The following is a 17,635-nucleotide window of genomic DNA, read 5'->3' as shown; positions in this document are numbered from 1 at the left end:
ATGCGTGAGCCTCTTAGTGGCACGCGCTACTTCTTTCATTGCACTTCGGTGCGTTCGACCCAGAAAGGTCCTCTCCGCACGTGCGTTTTGTACCCCGCGGCGCTTTAGCACGCGTCGGTATCGGCGTGCTCGTCGCCGCGTTCGTCGCCGGATGCGGCGGCGGCACCACGCCCCCGCAATCTCGGCCCGCTCCGACGCCGACGGCGACGCCGACGACGAGCCCGAGTGGCGCGCCCTCGTCGACGCCGACCGCGACGCCGACCGCCACCGCCACACCAACCGCGACGCCGACGCCGACGCCGAGCCCGACGCCGACGCCGCAGGTGGTCACCAGCGGCGCTCCGATCCCAGTGCCGACCGCGTCGACGACGTCAGCTCCCATCGGCAGCTCGCCGATTCCGGTTCCCACGCCAACGGCGACGTCCGTCTCCGCACTCCCCACCCAGCCACATCCGTAGGAGTATCTCTCGGTGAAACGCTTCCTCAGCGCGGCCGTCTTGGCCGCCATGCTCGCCGGTTGCGGCGGCGGCGGGGGTCACGCCCTGGTCCCGTCGAGCACCGGCTCGGGCAACAACGTCTCGGTCCCGAACTCGAAAGGCCATGCCACGGTCGTCGCTTCGGCGAAGATCGCGGCGGCGACGCTGCCACACGTGTACGATCGCAAGGTCGCCGCGTCGAAGCGCACGACCATCGCGAAGGTGAAGGCCGCCAGCTCGCAGATCGCGAGCGTCGAAGTCGACGGCACGCTCTACCAGGGCTCGGCCAGCGCCGTCCCGGTCACCAACACCCAGAACGTTCCGCTGGCCAGTGACGGGACGATCACGGTTTCGGAGACGTTCTCGAACGTCGTCCCGGCCAACAACGACTGGGTCGTCTTCGCGTTCTACACCGTCGCCGGCGACGGCTCGAAGAACGCGATCGGCTCGCTGGGCACGTTCGTCAACGTCGGCTCCGGAACGACCGACACCAACCTGAGCGCCGCCAGCACGCAAACGCTGCAGGTCGCGGCCGGACTGCTCCAGCTCGGTGCACTCTCGACCTATGACATCGAGAACGACACGACGCTCGCGAGCGACCTGGCCGCCAAGATCGCCGCGCAGGGCGCGACGGTGAACAGCCAGACCGGCGTCTACGACAACAACACGCTCGTCACGCTGCTCACCTCGCTCGTGACCGCGTACGAGCGCGACCTCACCATCACCGCCGCCAACGCGACGGAGTTCTCGGTCGTGTACGACTCGAGCCAGCCCGACGAGAACGATCTCGCCTACAACGCTTTCACGGCCGCGTCGGCGCTGGGGCTGCCGAACCTGCTCACGGGCAGCGGCAGCAATCCGGCGCTGTCGGGCGTACAGGGCAGCTCGCTGAGCGTCATCGGCGCGCCGCTCAACGTGAACTGCAGCCAGAACTACGACGACAACCCCTGCACCACCAGCGCCGGTTCGGTGCCGCTGCACAGCCCCAGCTCGGGGTACTCCGACGCGCAGCCGTCCTACGTGCAGGCTACGATGATCGAGGCGAGCGGCACGGTGACGATCAAGAACGTCTACGGCGGGCACCTCGTCATCGGCGCGCACAACGGACTCGACGGCAACGACAGCAGCGCGAGCGCCAAGGTGCGCCGCGGCTCCGCGTCCGTCGGGCGCACCGCCGCCGCGGCGCGTCACACGACCGACGTGACCACGCAGGCCTACGGCGCGACGCAGGCGATCGCCGGCGAGGCGCCGGGCCCGATCGCGCAGACGCTCACGCTGCAGAACACGCTGGTCGGCGCGAGCACCACCTACCCGCAGGTCATCGACGCACAGGCCGCCGCGTTCGGCGGGGGCAACACCGGCTACTACTACTTCCAGCCGACGGCGCTCGCGAACGCCGCGGGCAACGTTCCGATCTACGTCATCGATTGCATCGGCAACACCTGCGATACGCAAGGGTTGGTCGACTACGACGGCGGCACCGACACGTCACTCTCGCCGCCGGGCGCCAACAACGCCGAAACGATGCTGGTGGACGGTTGGAACGCGTTCGGGCTGACGCCTGCGAACATCAGCATCTGCTCGGAGACCAACTGCTCGCCGCTGACCGGCACGTCGCCCATCTCGGTGCAAGCCGCGTTCGACGACCCGGGCACGAACATCGCCGTATACGGTTGGGCAGCCGGTACCGGAACGCAGTCGGTGGCGGCCGCAACCACCAGTCCTTGCCCGTGGTGCGGCACCCAGGCGGCGTACGGCGTCACGTATGCGATCCCGGCCGGGAACACGGGCTCGACCACCGGCGCGGTCACCGGCAGCGACACCGAGAACCTGCAGCCGTGGGTGCCTGCGCGCGCGTACGTCTATCTGGACATGGCCAGCATTCCCAGCAACATGACGATGACGCTGCAGCTCACCGACTCGAACGGCAACACGTACTCGGCGACGAACACCAACGACGAGCAAACCACGTTCGCGTTCAGCAGCATCGCGCAGCCGATCGTCGTCAAGAGCTTTTCGCTCACGTACACCATTCCGGCGGCGGACGTCCAGAACGGCGGAAACCCGGCGACCACCGGGACGTTCTACATCGAAGGCATGAGCGCCGGAGACTACTTCACCCAGTACTTTTCAGGAGATTGCTGCTGACGCTCGAGCAAGCAGCAAAGAGCAGGAGGGAGGCCGGCGCGCGAGCGCCGGCCTTTCCCGTTTCCCTCCTTCCTCACGAGACGGATAGAATTGTCCGCTCGGCAGTGCGCAATACAAGGAAGGCGGGCTCATCCGGGCGGATGGTAGGGGACGCGTGCGCGCCGGTCTCCGGCTCGCGCGTCATCCCTTTTGTGAGAAAGGCCCTTCCGCACGTGCGTTCCGTCCTTCACGGCACCACTGTACGTCTCGGACTAGGCGTGCTCGTCGCCGCCTGCATAGCGGCGTGCGGCAACGGGACGCCCCCGCCGCAGAACCGTCCGGCGCCGACCCCCACGCCGACGGCAACCCCCCGCGTCTCGCCGAGCGCGACGCCGACGGCGACCGCCAGCGCGTCCGCGACGCCGACCCCCACGCCGTCCCCCACGCCGACCCCGACCCCGACACCCACCCCGACGCCGACCCCGGCGCCGCAGGTCGTCATCAGCAGCTCGCCCGTCCCCGTCCCGACGCCGACCGGCACCGGGGTCCCGATCGGCAGCTCGCCGATCCCGATCCCCACGCCGAGCGCGACCTCGGCGGCTGTCCCTTCCCACCCCTCACTCTAGGAGTATCGCAGTGAAACGCATCCTCAGCGCGGCAGCCTTGGCCGCCATGCTCGCCGGTTGCGGCGGTGGTGGAGGCCACGCCATCCCCTCGTCCGGCGGCGGTTCGCCCGGAAGTCCCGGCAGCGGCATTCCGATCCCCACCAGCAACGGTCGCTCGACCGTCACGGCCAACGCGACGATCAACACCGCGAATTTGCCGGCGCTCTACAACAAGAACGCCACGGCCAAGCAGCGCACCAGCGTGCGGCGCTTGAAGGCCTCGGGCACGCAGATCGTCAGCGTCCAGATCAACGGGACGCTCTACCAGGGTTCGGCCAGCGCCATCCCGGTCACCAACACCCAGACCGTTCCGCTGCAGTCCAACGGTACGGTCGCGGTCTCGGAGACGTTCTCGAACGTCGTTCCGGCCAACAACGACTGGGTCGTGTTCGAGTTCTACGCGATCGCCAACGACGGCTCGAAGTCGGCGATCGGATCGCTGGCGACCTTCGTCAACGTCGGCAGCGGGAGCGCGACGACCAACCTGAGCACGGCCAGCACCCAGGTCGTCGAGGTGGCGGCGTCGCTGCTCTCGATCGGCGCGCTCTCGACCTACGATATCGAGAACGACACGACGCTCGCGAGCGACTTGGCCACCAAGATCGCCGCGCAGAACGTCGCCGTCGACAGCCAGACGCAGCTCTACGACCCGACGGCCCTCCTGACGCTGACCGAGAACCTGGCGACGGCCTACGAGCGCGACGTCACCGTCAGCGCGTCCGGAGCGCAAGAGTTCTCGATCACCTACGACTCGACCCAAAAAGACGAGAACGACCTGGCGTACAACGCGTTGTCGTTCGCCGTCCTGTACGGCCTCGACGTCACCTTCACCGGCAGCCCCGGACTCAACAGCGGCGGCCTTGGCGCCTACAGCACCACGTCGATCATCGGCGCGCCGGAGACCACCGGCTGTACCGAGTTCAGTTGCGGCTTGCAGACCGGCCAGTTGCCGTTCAGCGGCCCCAGCGCCGGCTACGGCGACGCGCAACCGACGATTGTGACCGCCGGGATCTTCGATGCGGCCAGCGGAACCGTGACGTTGCGCAACGTCTACGGCGGTCACATCATCATCGGCGCGCACAACGGCGTTGCCGGCGGCAACTACAATACCAGCATCATGCGCAAAGCCGCGTTCAGCCGCCGCGCAAGCGCCGCAGCCACCACGCGCCATGGGCAGGGCGTCCGCCGCCCGCAATCGCCCCCGACCACGCCTGACTACGAGGGCGCGACGATCTCGATCAGCGGTGAAGCTCCGGGCGCGAGCACGCAAGCGCTGACCCTGGCCAGCACCGCCGCCAACGTCTCGATCGTCGACGCGCAAGCGGCGGACTTCGGCCAGGCACCGGGCCGGTACGAAAACTACGGGTACTTCGGCTTCTCCCCGCTGCCCGGCGCGAACGCCGCCGGCGCCGTTCCCGAGTACGAGATCGATTGCGTCGAAGACTGCGTCACATCGGGCGTGATCAACGACGGTACGTTCAGCGAGCAGCAGGTCTATCTCTCGCCGCCCAGCGATCCGACCAGCGACGTCATCACGATGACGTTCGACAGTTGGAACGCCTTCGCGATCCCGGTCTCGCAGATCGACGTTTGCTCCCCCTCGAATTGCGCGCCGGCGTCGACACCGACCACGACGTCGATCAACGTCGGCGGCGCCTTCGACGATCCCGGCAATGCGATCGGCGTCTATGACTGGCAACCCGGCGCAACCGGCGCGACGCAGTCGATCGTCCAGGATCCGAGCCCGTGCTGCGGCGGCGACTACACCGTGACCTACAACATCCCGGCGAACAACACGTCGGCCGTGTCGGGCTCGCTGACCGGGACTGTCTCGTCGACCGCGACGGCGGCCGCCCCGTTCCCGATCACGGCTTACGTCCCGGCTCGCGCGACGTTCTACTTCACCTCCCAACTGCCGCAAGACGCGATCGTCACCGTCACGTTCACCGGAACCAACGGTCAGACGTACACGGAGAACCTCGTGCCCGACGGATGGAGCGCGTCGACCTCGATCGCGGCTCCCTTCGACGTCGCCTCGTGGGTGTTGAACTACACGCTCCCGGCGGATGACGTGGGGAACGCCGGAAACCCCGCGACCACCGGCACGTTCAACATCTACCAGTTCTACGTCGGCGGGTACTACTCGCTCAGCGAAGACTGCTGCTGAGCGTGGCAGACCGGTAGAACCGGCGAAGGCCGGCGCTCAGGCGCCGGCCTTCGTCTTTTCGTAGACCTTGCCGTAGAGGTCGCGGTCGTCGACGACGCGGCGCGCCTTGAAGTCGGTTCGCTCGTAGGTCGCCGGCGGCACGGGCTCGACCTTCGCGCTCACGCCCAGCACCTTGCGCAGCTGCTCGGCGAGCCGTTCGCCAAAAGCACGCTGCTCGCCGCGCGCGGCGACGTCGGCGGTGTACTCGGCGCGAACGAGCAGCTCGTCCATCGTGCGCTCGCGGGTGATGTGGATGCGGTGCTCGCCGCCGTAGCCCGGCGTCGCGTTGCAGACGTTGTCGATCTCCGAGGGATAGACGTTCTCGCCGCGGATGACGAACATGTCGTCGATGCGGCCGTAGACGCCCTTGGGCAGCCGCGGATAGGTGCGGCCGCAGGGGTTGTCTTCCATCACCCAGTGGGTGAGATCGCCCGAGAGCAGCCGGATCATCGGCTGCGAGGTGCGCTCGAGGTGGGTGTAGACCGGCGTGCCCTGTTGGCCGTACGGCACGCGGCGGTACGTCGCCGGGTCGCACACCTCGTGATAGACGATGTCCTGCCACAGCAGCATCCCCTCGTGCGTCTGCGCGGTGCCGGCAGCCGTCGCCCACGGCGTCATCTCGGCCATCGTCCCCGAGTCGATCACGCGCGCGCCGAACTCGTCCTCGATGCGATCGCGCACCGACGGGATCGACGCGCCCGGCTCGCCGGAGAAGAACATCGTGCGCAAGCCGAACTCGCGCGGATCGTAGCCCTCCTCGCGCGCGACTTCCGCCAAGCGTAGCGCGTACGAAGGGGTGCCGTAGAAGCCGGCCGGCTTCACCATCGCCAGCCACTGGGCCGCGCGCGCGGTCATCCCTTGCGCGCCGGCGCCGAACGGAAAGCTGCGCGCGCGCATTCGCTCCGCGCCGAGCATCCCGCCCCACGAGCCGAGATACAGCGAGAAGATGGCGCCGAAGAAGATCGTGTCGCCGGGCCGGAAGCCCATCCCCCACAGGATGCGCGCGTGGTTGTTGCCGATCGTCGCCCAATCGTCGCGGCCGATCGCGAACGCCGTCGGCTTGCCGGTCGTCCCGGACGTGCCGTGGATGTGGTGGATCTCCGACTCCGGCACGCACAGGTAATCGCCGTAGGGCGGGTGCGCGATCTGCGCGGCGCGCAGCTCGGCTTTGGTGACGACCGGAACGCGCTCGAAGTCCTCCAGCGTGCGAATCGCCTCGACGTCGATGCCGGCGTCCGCCCATTTCTTGCGGTAGAACGGCGAGGTCGCTTGCGCATGCCGCATCACCTCGCGCAGCCGCACCGCGATCGCGGCGTCGCGTTCCGCGGGCGGCATCGTCTCGCGATGCGGATGCCAGTACCGCTGGTCGCCGGGCGGGAGGTACGCCTCGTCGTAGCGTGGCGGCCACGACCACGACTCCATCGCCGCGACCGGATCACGAGTGAGGTTCATGACAGCGAGTGCTCCGGTTCGCGGCGGCGGCGCTCGGCCTCGTCCCAGGCCGAGAGCGGCTGATAGGTCGGCACGTAGCCCAGGCCCTTGCCGCCGTCGGACGAGACGGCGTCGCGGGTCACCTTGACGTCGAGCAGGGCCGGCGCGTTGGCGATCGCGCGCCGCAGCGCACCTTCCAGCTCGGCAGGGTCGGTCACCGTCTCGCCGTGCGCGCCCAGCGCGCGCGCGAGGCCGGCGTAGTCGGAGTCGCGCAGCTCGGTGCCGACGATGCGGCCGCCGTAGTTGAGCTCCTGGTCGTAGCGCTCGATGTTCCAGGCCGCGTTGTTGGCGACGATGAACACCGCGCGCGCGTTGTGCCGCACCGCGGTGTCGAGCTCGATCGCGTTGAACCCGAAGGCGCCGTCACCGTTGACCGAGACGACCGTTCGATCCGGCGACGCCAGCGCGGCGGCGATCGCGAACGGGACGCCGACGCCCAGACACCCGAACGTCCCCGAGTCGAGATAGGTGCGCTGGGTGAGGCCGAGCCGCGCGAAGCTGAGGATGTCGCCGCCGTCGGCGATCGCGATCGCGTCGTCGTCGACGACGGCGCGGATGGCGGCGAAGATACGGTTGGGGTGCATGCGCCCGTCGGCACCGGCCGGTGCCGAGGCCAGCTTGGCGTCGTAGGCACGCGCGCGCTCTTCGTGCTTGACCCGCATCTGCGCGGCCCACTCGCGATCGACGGCCGGCGTACGGCCCGCGGCGGCGGCGACGATCGCGCTGAGCGCGAGAGCCGGCGTCGCGAACACCTCGGGCTCGCCACGGCGATTGTCGGCGATCTCGGACACGTCGTCGGCGACGCGTACGAAGGTGGCGTGCGGGAAGACGGCGGGCGAACCGTAGCCGAGCTGATAGTCGAGCTTGCGCCCCACCGTGAGCACCACGTCGGCCTCACCCATCACCGCGCCGCGCAGTGCGCCGACCACCGCGGGATGCTCGTCGGGGACCAGGCCGCGGCTGTCCTGCGTGTCCAGATAGAGCGCGCCGAGCACGTCGAGCAGCTTGCGCACCTCGGGGCCCGCGCCGCGCGCGCCGCGACCGGTCACGACGACCGGACGGCGCGCCGTCCACAAGCGTTCGACGGCCTCCACGACCGCGGCCGCGTCCGGCGCGACGCGGCGCGGCATGCGCATGACGCGGAACTCGTCGAGCACCAACGGCGCCGGCACGTCGGCGCGCAGCACGTCGGTCGGGAACTCGATGTAGGCCGCGCCGCGCTCGCCGCGGTCGCCCAGCGCCGCGCCGAAAGCCAGGTCCAGCTCGCGCACGGCGTGCTCGGCGGCGCGCACGGTCCGCGCGAAGCGGGTGATCGGCGTCATCATCGGCACTTGCGGGATGCCTTGCAGCGGGCCCATGTGGTCTTGCGCCGTGGGGGCGGCGCCGCCGATCACGACGACCGGGACGCCGGCGACGTTGGCGTTGGCGACGGCGGTGACGGTGTTGGTGACGCCGGGACCGGCGGTGACGCAGGCGACGCCGACCGTGCCGAGCAGATCGGCGTGCGCGTGGGCCATGTGCACGGCGGCGCGCTCGTCGCGCACGTCGACGATCGCGATGCCTAGCCGCGCGAGGTGATCCCACAGCGGCTGGATGTGCCCGCCTTCGAGACCGAAGACGCGGGTCACGCCGCGCGCGCGCAACGCGTGCGCGAGGTGCTCGGCGGCCTCCATCTCAGCGCGCGGCGGCTTCGCGCCGCGCGCGGTCGCGGCCGAACTCCGCCACGACGCGCTCGATCCCGTCGATCAGCTCTTGGGTCGAGGCTTCGGCGGTGAAGACCGCGCGCACGCCAGCGTCGTGCAGCTTAGGCACGTCTTCTTCTTGGATGACGCCCCCGCCGACGACCACGATGTCGTCGACCTCGCGCTCGCGCAGCAGGTCCATGATGCGCGGGAAGATCGTCATGTGCGCGCCCGAGAGGATGCTCACGCCGATGACGTCGACGTCCTCCTGCACCGCGGCGTTCACGATCATCTCCGGCGTCTGGTGCAAGCCTGTGTAGACGACCTCCATGCCAGCGTCGCGCAACGCGCGTGCGACGATCTTCGCGCCGCGGTCGTGGCCGTCCAGGCCGGGCTTGGCGACGAGCACCTTAATGGGCATGCACGGGTCCTCCCAGGATCGCGAGCAACGCGTCGATCGCGTCGCTCCGGTTGATGTCGTGCTCGCGCAGCCGTGCCAGCACGGCGGCGCCGTCGGGTGAGTCCAGGGCCGCCAGCGCGCCGGCGACGGCGCGGTCGCGCACGCGCTGCACGATCTCGAAGCGCACCGCGCGCACCGCGTTCGACTCGCCGGCGCGGCGCTTGACGTCGATCGCGGCGAGCAGCTCGGGGACGCCGGTCGCGTCCGGCGCGATCGTCTGCAGCACCGGAATGTCGCGCGCGCTCTCGCGGACCATGTGGCGCAAATCGACCGCGGTCGCGTTCGCGCCGGGCCGGTCGGCCATGTTGACCACGAAGATGTCGGCGATCTCGGTCAGCCCGGCTTTGATCGTCTGCACCGAGTCGCCCAGCGCGGGGACCGTGACGACGACGATGACGTCGGCGACCGCGACGATCTCCAGCTCGACTTGGCCGACGCCGACCGTCTCGACCAGCACCACGTCGAAGCCGGCCGCTTCGGCCAAGCGCACCGCGTCGCGCGTCGCGGGCGCGAGGCCGCCGCCAGCCTGGCGCGAGGCCATGCTGCGGATGTAGACGCCGGCGTCGCCCGAGTGGCGCTGCATGCGCACGCGATCGCCGAGCACGGCGCCGCGGGTGAACGGCGATGACGGATCGACCGCGATCACGGCCACGGTCTGGCCCTGCGCGCGCAAGCCCTCGATCAGCCGGTCGACCAGCGTCGACTTGCCGGCGCCGGGCGGCCCGGTCACGCCGATGACGTCGGCATGATGCGGCGTCCCGTTGCTGCCGGCCGCCGCGCGCACGCGCTCGAGCGCGACCGCGAACGGCAGGATGCCGTTCTCGACCGCGGAGATCGCGCGCGCCAGGTCGCGCTGGACGCGATGACCGATCAAAAGACCGGCTTCTCGACGTAGCTGCCGAAGATGGGCCGCAGCGCGTTGATGATCTCGCCCTCGGTGGCGCGCGCCTTGACGGCCGCGATCGTCGGCGGCATCAGGTTCTCGTCGGTCTTGGCGACCCGCACCAGTTCCGCCAGCGCGGCCGCGACGGCCGCATCGTCGCGCGTCTCGTGCGTACGGCGCAGCCGGTCCAGCTGCCGCTGCGCGGCCGCCTCGTCGATCGTGTGCAGCTCGACGGCCGGGTTGGCCGAGTCGTCGCGGTACTTGGTCACGCCGACGATCTGCCGCTCGCCGCGATCCTTGCGCAGGTGCAGGTCGTAGGCCGCTTCCGCCAGCTCGAGCTGGAAGAAGTTGTCCTCGATGCAGGCGACCACGCCGCCGCGCTTGTCGACCTCGTCGAAGTAGGCGAAGACGCCGCGCTCGATCTCGTCCGTCAGCGCCTCGATCGCGTACGAGCCGGCCAGCGGGTCGATCGTGCCGACCACGCCGGTCTCCTCGGCGATGATCTGCTGCGTGCGCAGCGCGATCTTCATCGCCGCCTCGCTGGGAATCGAGAGCGCCTCGTCGTAGCCGTTGGTGTGCAGCGACTGCGTGCCGCCCAGGACCGCCGCCAGCCCTTCGATCGCCGTACGGGCGATGTTGTTGAGCGGCTCGCGCGCGGTGCACGAGACGCCGGCCGTCTGGGTGTGGAAGCGCAGCCGCATCGACTCGGGCTTCCGGGCGCCGAAGCGTTCCTTCATCACGCGCGCCCAGATGCGGCGCGCGGCGCGGAACTTGGCGACCTCTTCCAAGAAGTCGATCTGCGAAACGAAGAAGAACGAGAGCCGCGGCGCGAAGTCGTCGACGTCGACGCCGGCTTTGACGACCTCGTCGACGTACGCCATCCCGGCGGCCAGCGTGAACGCGACCTCTTGGATGGCCGTGCTGCCGGCCTCGCGCGTGTGGTAGCCGCTGACGTTGACCGGGTTGTAGCGCGGCAGCCCCGCCGTCGAGTAGGTGATCGTGTCGCGCACGATCCGCATCGCCGGCCGTGGCGGGTAGACCCACTCCTTCTGCGAGACGTACTCTTTGATGATGTCGTTCTGGATCGTCCCCGAGAGCTTCTTGCGATCGAAGCCGCGCTCGTCGGCGACGACCAAGTACATCGCGAACAGGATCCAGGCCGACGGGTTGATCGTCATCGAGACCGAGATCTGCTCGAGGTCGATCCCCGCGAAGAGGTCGTGCATGTCGTCGACGCTGTCGATCGCGACGCCCTCGCGGCCGACCTCGCCTTCGCTGCGCGCGTCGTCGGAGTCGTAGCCCATCAGCGTGGGCATGTCGAAGTCGACCGAGATGCCGGTCTGGCCTTGCGCGATCAGGTACCGGAAGCGCGCGTTGGTGTCGTCGGCCGTTCCGTAGCCCGCGATCTGGCGCATCGTCCACGGCTGCGCGCGGTACATCGTGGGGTACGGGCCGCGCGTATACGGGAAGGCGCCGGGGAAGCCGGTGTCGCGCAGATAGTCGTGCTCGGCGAGGTTGGCCGGTGTATAGACGCGCTCGAGCGGCACCCCGCCCAGGGTGCGGAACACCTCGCGCGATTCCGGTCGCCGCTCGATGAACGGCAGCAGCGTCAGCTGCTCCCACTCTTCGCGGTGCTCGTCGACGGTGATCGGCTTCACGGGCGTCTGCATGGGGCGGTCCTCCGTTGCGTACCGATTGTATACAATAGGCGGGTGCCAAGGGCAATCCCTGCGCGAAGGTCGTATACAGAACCCATGGCCGTATCGTCCCCTCGGGGGCCGGAGACCCGCTTCGAAGGCGTCGTCGACGCCTTGCGCGAGGCGATTCTGACCGGGCGCTACCAGCCGGGGGAGCGGCTGGTTCAGGAGGAGCTGGCCGAGCGCTTCGGGATCAGCCGTATTCCCCTGCGCGAAGCGCTGCGCGCGCTCGAAGGCGAGGGGCTGGTCATCATCAGCCCGCATCGCGGGACGATCGTGCGGCCGCTCTCGCCCAAGGACGTGGTCGACCTCTACGACGTGCGGCTGGCGCTCGAGACGCTCGCCGCGCGGCGCGGCGCGGAGCGCCTGGCCGACCTGCGCGAGGCGACCCGCGAGCGAGCCGACGCGGCGGCCGCCGCGCACGCCGACGGCGCGCTGGCGACGCTGTTCCACCTCGACCGCGACTTCCACGCCGACCTCGCCGCCGCGTCGCACAACCCGCATCTGATCGGCATCCTGGGCAGCCAGTGGTCGCAGATCATGCGCGTCATGCACGCCTACCTGAAGTTGGCCACCTATCCGACCGCCGTCTGGGACGACCACGAGGCGATCGCGCACGCCGTCGCGCACGGCAACGGCGACGCGGCCGCAGCGCGCCTGGAGCGCCACCTGGTCGGCAGCCGCGACATCATCCTGGCCCATCTGCGCGACGGCGCCCACACGACCGGCTAGGAGCGCGGCCGTGCGGCGGCCGCGCAGGTTCGGCCGCGCCCGGGAGCGCAACTCGGGCCGATGAACCTCGCTCGAGGCTTGGCCGCACGTGAGGCGGCCGGCCGGCCGATTCGCGTCGGTCTGGTCGGCGCCGGCAAGTTCGGCACTATGATCCTGGCGCAGCTGCGCGCGATGACCGGCGTGCGGCTCGCGGTCTTGGCGGACCTCGACGTCGGTCGCGCACGCGACGCGGCGGTCGCCGCGGGTTGGCCGCGCGACGCGTTCGCCGAGGCGACGAGCAGCGGTTCCGCCAACGACGTGGCGCGTTCGGGGCGCACCGCGCTGGTCGCCGGCGGCGAGACGGCGACGGCCTGCGAGCTGGACGTGCTGATCGAAGCGACGGGTCACGAAGAAGCCGGCGCGCTGCACGCCTATCGCGCGCTCGAGCGCGGCGTGCACGTCGTGATGGTGACGGTCGAAGCCGACGTCGTCGTCGGCCCGGCGCTGCACGAGCTGGCGCGCAAGAACGGTGCGATCTACTCGATGGCCTACGGCGACCAGCCGGCGATCATCTGCGAGCTGGTCGACTGGGCGCGCACCTGCGGCTTCGCGGTCGTCGCCGCCGGCAAGGGCACCAAGTTCGCCCCGCTCTACCGCCGCTCGACGCCGGACACCGCGTTCGGCTACTACGGCTTCACCGCGGAACAGATCGCGAACGGCGGGTTCAACGCCAAGATGTTCAACTCGTTCCTCGACGGGACGAAGTCGGCGATCGAGATGGTCGCGGTCGCCAACGCGACCGGACTCGACGTCCCCGACGACGGTCTCTCGTTCGTGCCGGCCTCGACGTACGAGCTGCCCACGCTGCTGCGCCCGCGCGAGGACGGCGGGATCTTGCCGCGCGCGGGGATGGTCGACGTCGTCTCGTGCGTGCGCGACGACGAGAGCTTCGTCGACGACCACCTGCGCTGGGGCGTGTACGTCACCTTCACCGCCGAGAGCGACTACGCGCGCCGGTGCTTCGGCGAGTACGGCGTCGCGACCGATCCCGGCGGCCGCTACGCGGCCATGTGGCGTCCGTATCATCTGATCGGCCTGGAGATCGGGGTCTCGATCGCCTCCGTCGCGCTGCGCGGCGAGCCGACCGGCGCACCGTACGCGGGCCAGCGCGGCGAGGTCGTGTGCGCGACGCGGCGCGCGCTGCGCGCCGGCGAGCTGATCGACGGCGAAGGCGGTTACGCGGTCTACGGGTCGTGCGTGCCGGCGACCCGAGCGCGCGCCGAACGGCTGGTGCCGATGGGCCTCGCGCACGGCTTACGGCTGACGCGCGACGTGCCCGCCGATCACCCGATCGGCGAGGGCGACGTCACCTTCGACGACGACTCGTTCTTGTGGCGGCTGCGCCGCGAGCAAGACGCGCGCCTGGCGGTGGCGGTCTGATGCGGGTCGCGATCGTCGGCGCCGGCACGATGGGCGCGCAGCTGGCCTTGCGCTGCGCCGCCTACGGCTGCGAGACGACGTTGATCGCGCGCGACGCCGCGCGCGGGCGGACGGCGCTCGACGACGCCTCGCGCGAGAGCGGGATGCAGGGCGAAGGCGTGCGCATCGCGGTCGGTTTGGACGCGGTGGCCGACACCGAGCTGGTCGCCGAGACGATCCAAGAAGACCTCGAGCAAAAGCGTGCGCTCTATCGCCAGCTGGAAGCGGTGATCGGCGAGCACGTGCCGATCGCGTCGGGCACCTCGTCGTTCCCGCCGGACGTGCTGGGCGAGGGGCTCGCCAACCCCGGCCGCGTCATCGTCGCGCACATGGTCCATCCGGTCACGCTGGTGCCGCTGACCGAGCTGATCGCGCCGACGCAGGCCGACGCGACCGCGCTGCAGACCGTCGAGCGCTGGCTGGGCGAGATCTCGATGCGCGTGCTGCGGCTGCGGCTGGCGGCCACCGGCTTCCTCATCAACCGGCTGCAGTTCGCGCTGTTGCGCGAAGCGGCGGCGCTCGTCACCAGCGGCGTCGCCGACGCGCGCGACGTCGACGCGGCCGTCGAGCTGGCGCTGGGCCCGCGCTGGGCCGCCACCGGACCGCTCGCGAGCGCCGATCTGGGTGGCCTGCGCACGTTCGCCGCGGTCGCGCGCAGCGTGGTCCCCGACCTCGACGCCGGCGAGGCGATCGCGGCGCTCGACGCCGACGCCGACCTGCGCTATTGGGGCGACGGCGCGCGCGAGTCCGCGCGCGCGCGGCGCCGCCGCATCTACGCCGCCATCGAAGCCGCGCGCTAAGCGTCGGAGGGTTGGCGCAACCGGCCGCGCAGCACGGCACGCACGTGCGCGCCGCCGCTCGGCGCGCGGCTGACCGCGAACTCGTCCGCGAACGAGGCGACGATGTAGAGGCCGCGACCGCTCTCGGCCAGCGCGTCGGCCGGCAGCCGCGCGTTGTGGCGGAAGCCGCCGCCGCCGTCGACCACGTGCAGCACCGGCTGCTCGCCGCTCAGGTCCAGCGCGACGTCGACCTGCCCGGGCGCATGGCGCTGCGCGTTGCCGACCAGTTCGGTGAAGATGAGCTCGGCCGTCACGCCGTCGGCAGGCGAGACGTCGCGGGCCGCCAGCGCGGCGGCGATCTCCGCGCGCACCGCCGCGGCGACCTCGCCGTCGGCAGCGTCGAAGCGCCAGTGGCGCGCGCCGCGGCCGCCCCCGAGCGCGCTCAGCGACTCGCCGTACGCGACCACCAGCAGCGCGACGTCGTCGATCGCGCCCGCGTTGCCGAGCACGGCGTCGTGGATCGACTTGGCCGGCGCGGCGGTTATGTCGGCCTCGGCCAGCGCGGCGATCACCGCCAGCTCGCCGGCCAACAAATCGCGGCCCGCTTCGACCAGACCGTCGGTGTAGAGCAAGAACGTCGTCCCGGGCGCCAGTGCGATGCGCTGCGAGCCGTCCTGACCGCGCTCGCGCAAGCCCAGCGGCAAGCCGCCGCCGGGCAATGCGTCGACGCTGCCGTCGCGCAGCCGTCGCAGCGGCGGCGGATGTCCGGCGCCCGCGCAGACCAGCGTCTCCCATAGCGGGTCGAGCACGCCGACCCACGCCGTGACGAAGCGGTCGCGCGTCTGCGAGCGCAGCACGCGATCGGCGGCGTCGAGCATGACCGACGGATCGGCGTCGATCGCCGCCACGCCGCGCAAGCTCTGCCGGATCGCCGCCATCGTCGCCGCCGCGTCGAGCCCGCTGCCCGCCACGTCGCCGACCGAGACGACGATCCGCCCGTCGGGGAGGCGGAAGGCGTCGTACCAGTCGCCGCCGAGCAGCGCTTCGCTGCGGCCGGCCTCGTAGAGCGCGTCGAACGCCATCCCGGGCACGCGCGGCAGCTCGGTGGTCAGCGCGGCGGCTTGGAACGTGCGCGCGACGCGCCGCTCGCGCTCGTAGGCTTCCGCGTTGCCGATCGCCGGCGCGATGCGCCGTGCGACCTCGACCATCACCGGCACGTCGTCGTCGCTGTACTCGCGGCCCGAGGTGCGGTCGTACATGACCGCGATCGTGCCGCGCACGATTCCGCCGAACGCGACCGGGACGACGATCGACGAGGTGACGCCGAACTGACGGACCGTGGCGCGGTACGGCTCGGCGATGCCTTCGATGTTGCGCGAGGGCACGTTGCCCGAGAGCAGCGGACGGTTCGAGCGCGCCACCTGCGCCGATCCGGTCGTCGCGCGGCGGGCGATGTAGCGCGAGCCGAGCAGCGGCCGCGCGCGCTCTTCGAGCGCCGCGTCGCGATGCGCGGTCGACGCCAAGTACAGCTCGTCGTCGGCGTCGACCAGGTTGACGACGGCCCAGTCGGCAAAGTCGGGGACGAGCAGCCGGGTCGCGGTGTCGAGCGTCGTGCGCAGATCCAGCGTGCGCGAGAGCTGATCGCCCAGCCGCGCATAGAACGCCTCGCGTTCGGCGATGCGCCGTTGCGTCTCGGCCGCCGCGCGCGCCTCCTGGTAGAGCCGCGCGTTCTCGAGCGCGGGCCCGATCCGCCGCGCGAGGTCTTCGGCCGTCGCCAAGTCCGACTCGCTGTAGCTGGCCGCGCCGCGGTTGCGGCAGAAGGTCAGCACGCCGAAGCGGCGTCCGCGCGCCGCCAGCACCACGCAGATCAGCGAGGCGACTTCCTCCTCGCGCATGCGGTTGAGCTGCGCTTCGCTCGCGGCGGCGCGCCTCCACCAGCTCTCGTCGATGCGCGGAACCAGCACGCTCTCGCCGCTGCGCCAGGCCGTCGCGACCGGGTGGATGAGGTGTTCCATCGGAATGCGCTCGCCGATCGAACGCTGCTGCGCCTCGCGCCGGCGCGGATCGCGATGCTCGACGACGGCCCGTTCGAGCGTCCCGTCGTCGCTGGCGAGGTCGACGAAGCAGTAGTCGGCGAACGCGACCACCGCCGCGCCGACCACCGCGCGCAGGATCGCGTCGGAGTCGAGCTCGCTGGCGAACAGGTCCTCGGCGCGGGCGACGAACGCGTTGCGCACCGCCGCGCCGCTGAGCTCGTGGACGTCGGTGCCGGTTCCGAACCAGCGCGCGATGACGCCGGTCGAGGGGTCGCGCACGGCGACGGCGCGGGTGAGGAACCAGCGGTAGTCACCGTCGCGGCGCAGCATGCGCACCCGCACCTCGAAACGGTCACCGCGCTCGAGCGCGGTACGCCACGTCGCGACGTAGTGCTCGACGTCGTCGGGGTGGATGACGTCGAGCCAGCTCCAGCCCGTCAGCGAGGCCGGCGGCTTGCCGCTGTACTCGTACATCACGGCGTTGACGTATTCGACCGCGCCGTCGGCCAAGGTGGTGAACACCATCTGCGGGACGACCTCGGCGATGGTGCGGAACTGCAGCTCCATCCGTTTCTGATCGTCGATGTCGACGCAGGCGCCGAGCCAGGCCGAGGCGGGATCGTCGTCGTTCTGCAGCTGGCCGCGCGAGAGAAACCACCGGTAGGCGCCGTCGCGGCGGCGCACGCGAAACTCGGCGTCGAGCGGCAAGCGCACGTCGATCGCGATGCGCCACGCGTTGGCGGCGCGATCGGCGTCGTCGGGGTGGACGCACGCCAGCCAGCCGTTGCCCGCGCACGCCTCTTCGCTGATCCCCGTGTACGCGTACCAGTCCGCGCTGAAGTAATCGTAGGCGCCCGATGCGTCGGCGTGCCAGACGATGACCGGCAGCGTCTCGGCCAGCGCCCGCGCGTCGGTGGTGAAATCGTCCTCGCGCGAGCGCATG

The 17,635-nt window shown here is 70.7% G+C and carries 13 protein-coding genes; 5 read left to right on the top strand and 8 right to left on the bottom strand.

The window, feature by feature from the left end:
• Nucleotides 1-13: 13 nt before the first annotated feature.
• Nucleotides 14-409: a hypothetical protein gene (locus tag VMD91_10905; GenBank protein ID HTW84569.1), complete on the bottom strand. Its 396-nt coding sequence runs from the start codon at nt 407-409 to the stop codon at nt 14-16.
• A gap of 61 nt (nt 410-470) precedes the next feature.
• On the opposite strand from VMD91_10905, the gene VMD91_10900 reads away from it, so the two are divergent.
• Complete coding sequence (locus VMD91_10900) at nt 471-2,624, top strand: hypothetical protein (GenBank protein ID HTW84568.1); 2,154 nt, start codon at nt 471-473, stop codon at nt 2,622-2,624.
• Between the two features lie 226 nt (nt 2,625-2,850).
• Here VMD91_10900 and VMD91_10895 read toward each other — a convergent pair whose 3' ends face one another.
• Nucleotides 2,851-3,183, bottom strand: coding sequence for a hypothetical protein (locus tag VMD91_10895; protein ID HTW84567.1), 333 nt, complete (start codon nt 3,181-3,183; stop codon nt 2,851-2,853).
• Nucleotides 3,184-3,239: 56 nt separating this feature from the next.
• Here VMD91_10895 and VMD91_10890 point away from each other — a divergent pair, with 56 nt between their 5' ends.
• Complete coding sequence (locus VMD91_10890; GenBank protein ID HTW84566.1) at nt 3,240-5,435, top strand: hypothetical protein; 2,196 nt, start codon at nt 3,240-3,242, stop codon at nt 5,433-5,435.
• Between the two features lie 36 nt (nt 5,436-5,471).
• On the opposite strand, the gene VMD91_10885 is transcribed toward VMD91_10890, so the two are convergent.
• The 5 genes from VMD91_10885 to VMD91_10865 are packed head-to-tail and all read right to left on the bottom strand — an operon-like array spanning nt 5,472 to nt 11,660.
• The gene (locus VMD91_10885; protein HTW84565.1) at nt 5,472-6,926 is read right to left on the bottom strand and encodes an AMP-binding protein; all 1,455 of its coding nucleotides are present in this window, start codon (nt 6,924-6,926) and stop codon (nt 5,472-5,474) included.
• Nucleotides 6,923-8,638, bottom strand: a complete 1,716-nt coding sequence (locus VMD91_10880) for a thiamine pyrophosphate-binding protein (protein ID HTW84564.1) — start codon at nt 8,636-8,638, stop codon at nt 6,923-6,925. The genes VMD91_10885 and VMD91_10880 overlap by 4 nt, the downstream gene beginning before the upstream one ends.
• A 1-nt stretch (nt 8,639) precedes the next feature.
• Complete coding sequence (locus tag VMD91_10875) at nt 8,640-9,068, bottom strand: cobalamin B12-binding domain-containing protein (GenBank protein ID HTW84563.1); 429 nt, start codon at nt 9,066-9,068, stop codon at nt 8,640-8,642.
• Entirely contained in the window at nt 9,058-9,981 is a 924-nt protein-coding gene (gene meaB / locus VMD91_10870) for a methylmalonyl Co-A mutase-associated GTPase MeaB (GenBank protein HTW84562.1), read from the bottom strand. Before meaB ends, VMD91_10875 begins: the two co-directional genes overlap by 11 nt.
• Nucleotides 9,978-11,660 carry a methylmalonyl-CoA mutase family protein gene (locus tag VMD91_10865; protein ID HTW84561.1) on the bottom strand — a complete coding sequence of 561 codons (1,683 nt, stop codon included), beginning with the start codon at nt 11,658-11,660 and terminating at the stop codon, nt 9,978-9,980. Before VMD91_10865 ends, meaB begins: the two co-directional genes overlap by 4 nt.
• Before the next feature lie 84 nt (nt 11,661-11,744).
• Between VMD91_10865 and VMD91_10860 the strand changes: the two genes are divergently transcribed.
• Genes VMD91_10860 through VMD91_10850 form a run of 3 tightly spaced genes read left to right on the top strand, consistent with a single transcriptional unit; the run spans nt 11,745 to nt 14,677 of the window.
• The gene (locus VMD91_10860; protein ID HTW84560.1) at nt 11,745-12,419 is read left to right on the top strand and encodes a GntR family transcriptional regulator; all 675 of its coding nucleotides are present in this window, start codon (nt 11,745-11,747) and stop codon (nt 12,417-12,419) included.
• A 60-nt stretch (nt 12,420-12,479) separates the two neighbouring features.
• Nucleotides 12,480-13,838 (top strand): hypothetical protein, encoded by a 1,359-nt coding sequence (locus VMD91_10855; protein ID HTW84559.1) that lies wholly within the window; start codon nt 12,480-12,482, stop codon nt 13,836-13,838.
• Complete coding sequence (locus tag VMD91_10850; GenBank protein HTW84558.1) at nt 13,838-14,677, top strand: 3-hydroxyacyl-CoA dehydrogenase family protein; 840 nt, start codon at nt 13,838-13,840, stop codon at nt 14,675-14,677. The genes VMD91_10855 and VMD91_10850 overlap by 1 nt, the downstream gene beginning before the upstream one ends.
• Here the strand turns inward: VMD91_10850 and VMD91_10845 are convergent.
• Nucleotides 14,674-17,634, bottom strand: a complete 2,961-nt coding sequence (locus VMD91_10845; GenBank protein HTW84557.1) for a SpoIIE family protein phosphatase — start codon at nt 17,632-17,634, stop codon at nt 14,674-14,676. The two genes, VMD91_10850 and VMD91_10845, sit on opposite strands and share 4 nt — an antisense overlap.
• Nucleotide 17,635 lies beyond the last annotated feature (1 nt).

The sequence above is a fragment of the Candidatus Sulfotelmatobacter sp. genome, assembly GCA_035504415.1.
Classification (GTDB): Bacteria; Vulcanimicrobiota; Vulcanimicrobiia; order Vulcanimicrobiales; family Vulcanimicrobiaceae; genus Vulcanimicrobium.
The sequence above is the reverse complement of the archived record's forward strand: the minus strand, read 5'-3'. Positions and strand labels throughout refer to the sequence as shown.

What these genes read in the sequence shown, in the direction of transcription:
- VMD91_10855 (HTW84559.1), top strand. Translation starts at nt 12,480, where the DNA reads ATGAACCTCGCTCGAGGCTTGGCCGCACGTGAGGCGGCCGGCCGGCCG.
- VMD91_10880 (HTW84564.1), bottom strand. Translation starts at nt 8,638, where the DNA reads ATGGAGGCCGCCGAGCACCTCGCGCACGCGTTGCGCGCGCGCGGCGTG.
- VMD91_10860 (HTW84560.1), top strand. Translation starts at nt 11,745, where the DNA reads ATGGCCGTATCGTCCCCTCGGGGGCCGGAGACCCGCTTCGAAGGCGTC.
- VMD91_10865 (HTW84561.1), bottom strand. Translation starts at nt 11,660, where the DNA reads ATGCAGACGCCCGTGAAGCCGATCACCGTCGACGAGCACCGCGAAGAG.
- VMD91_10885 (HTW84565.1), bottom strand. Translation starts at nt 6,926, where the DNA reads ATGAACCTCACTCGTGATCCGGTCGCGGCGATGGAGTCGTGGTCGTGG.
- VMD91_10845 (HTW84557.1), bottom strand. Translation starts at nt 17,634, where the DNA reads ATGCGCTCGCGCGAGGACGATTTCACCACCGACGCGCGGGCGCTGGCC.
- VMD91_10850 (HTW84558.1), top strand. Translation starts at nt 13,838, where the DNA reads ATGCGGGTCGCGATCGTCGGCGCCGGCACGATGGGCGCGCAGCTGGCC.
- VMD91_10875 (HTW84563.1), bottom strand. Translation starts at nt 9,068, where the DNA reads ATGCCCATTAAGGTGCTCGTCGCCAAGCCCGGCCTGGACGGCCACGAC.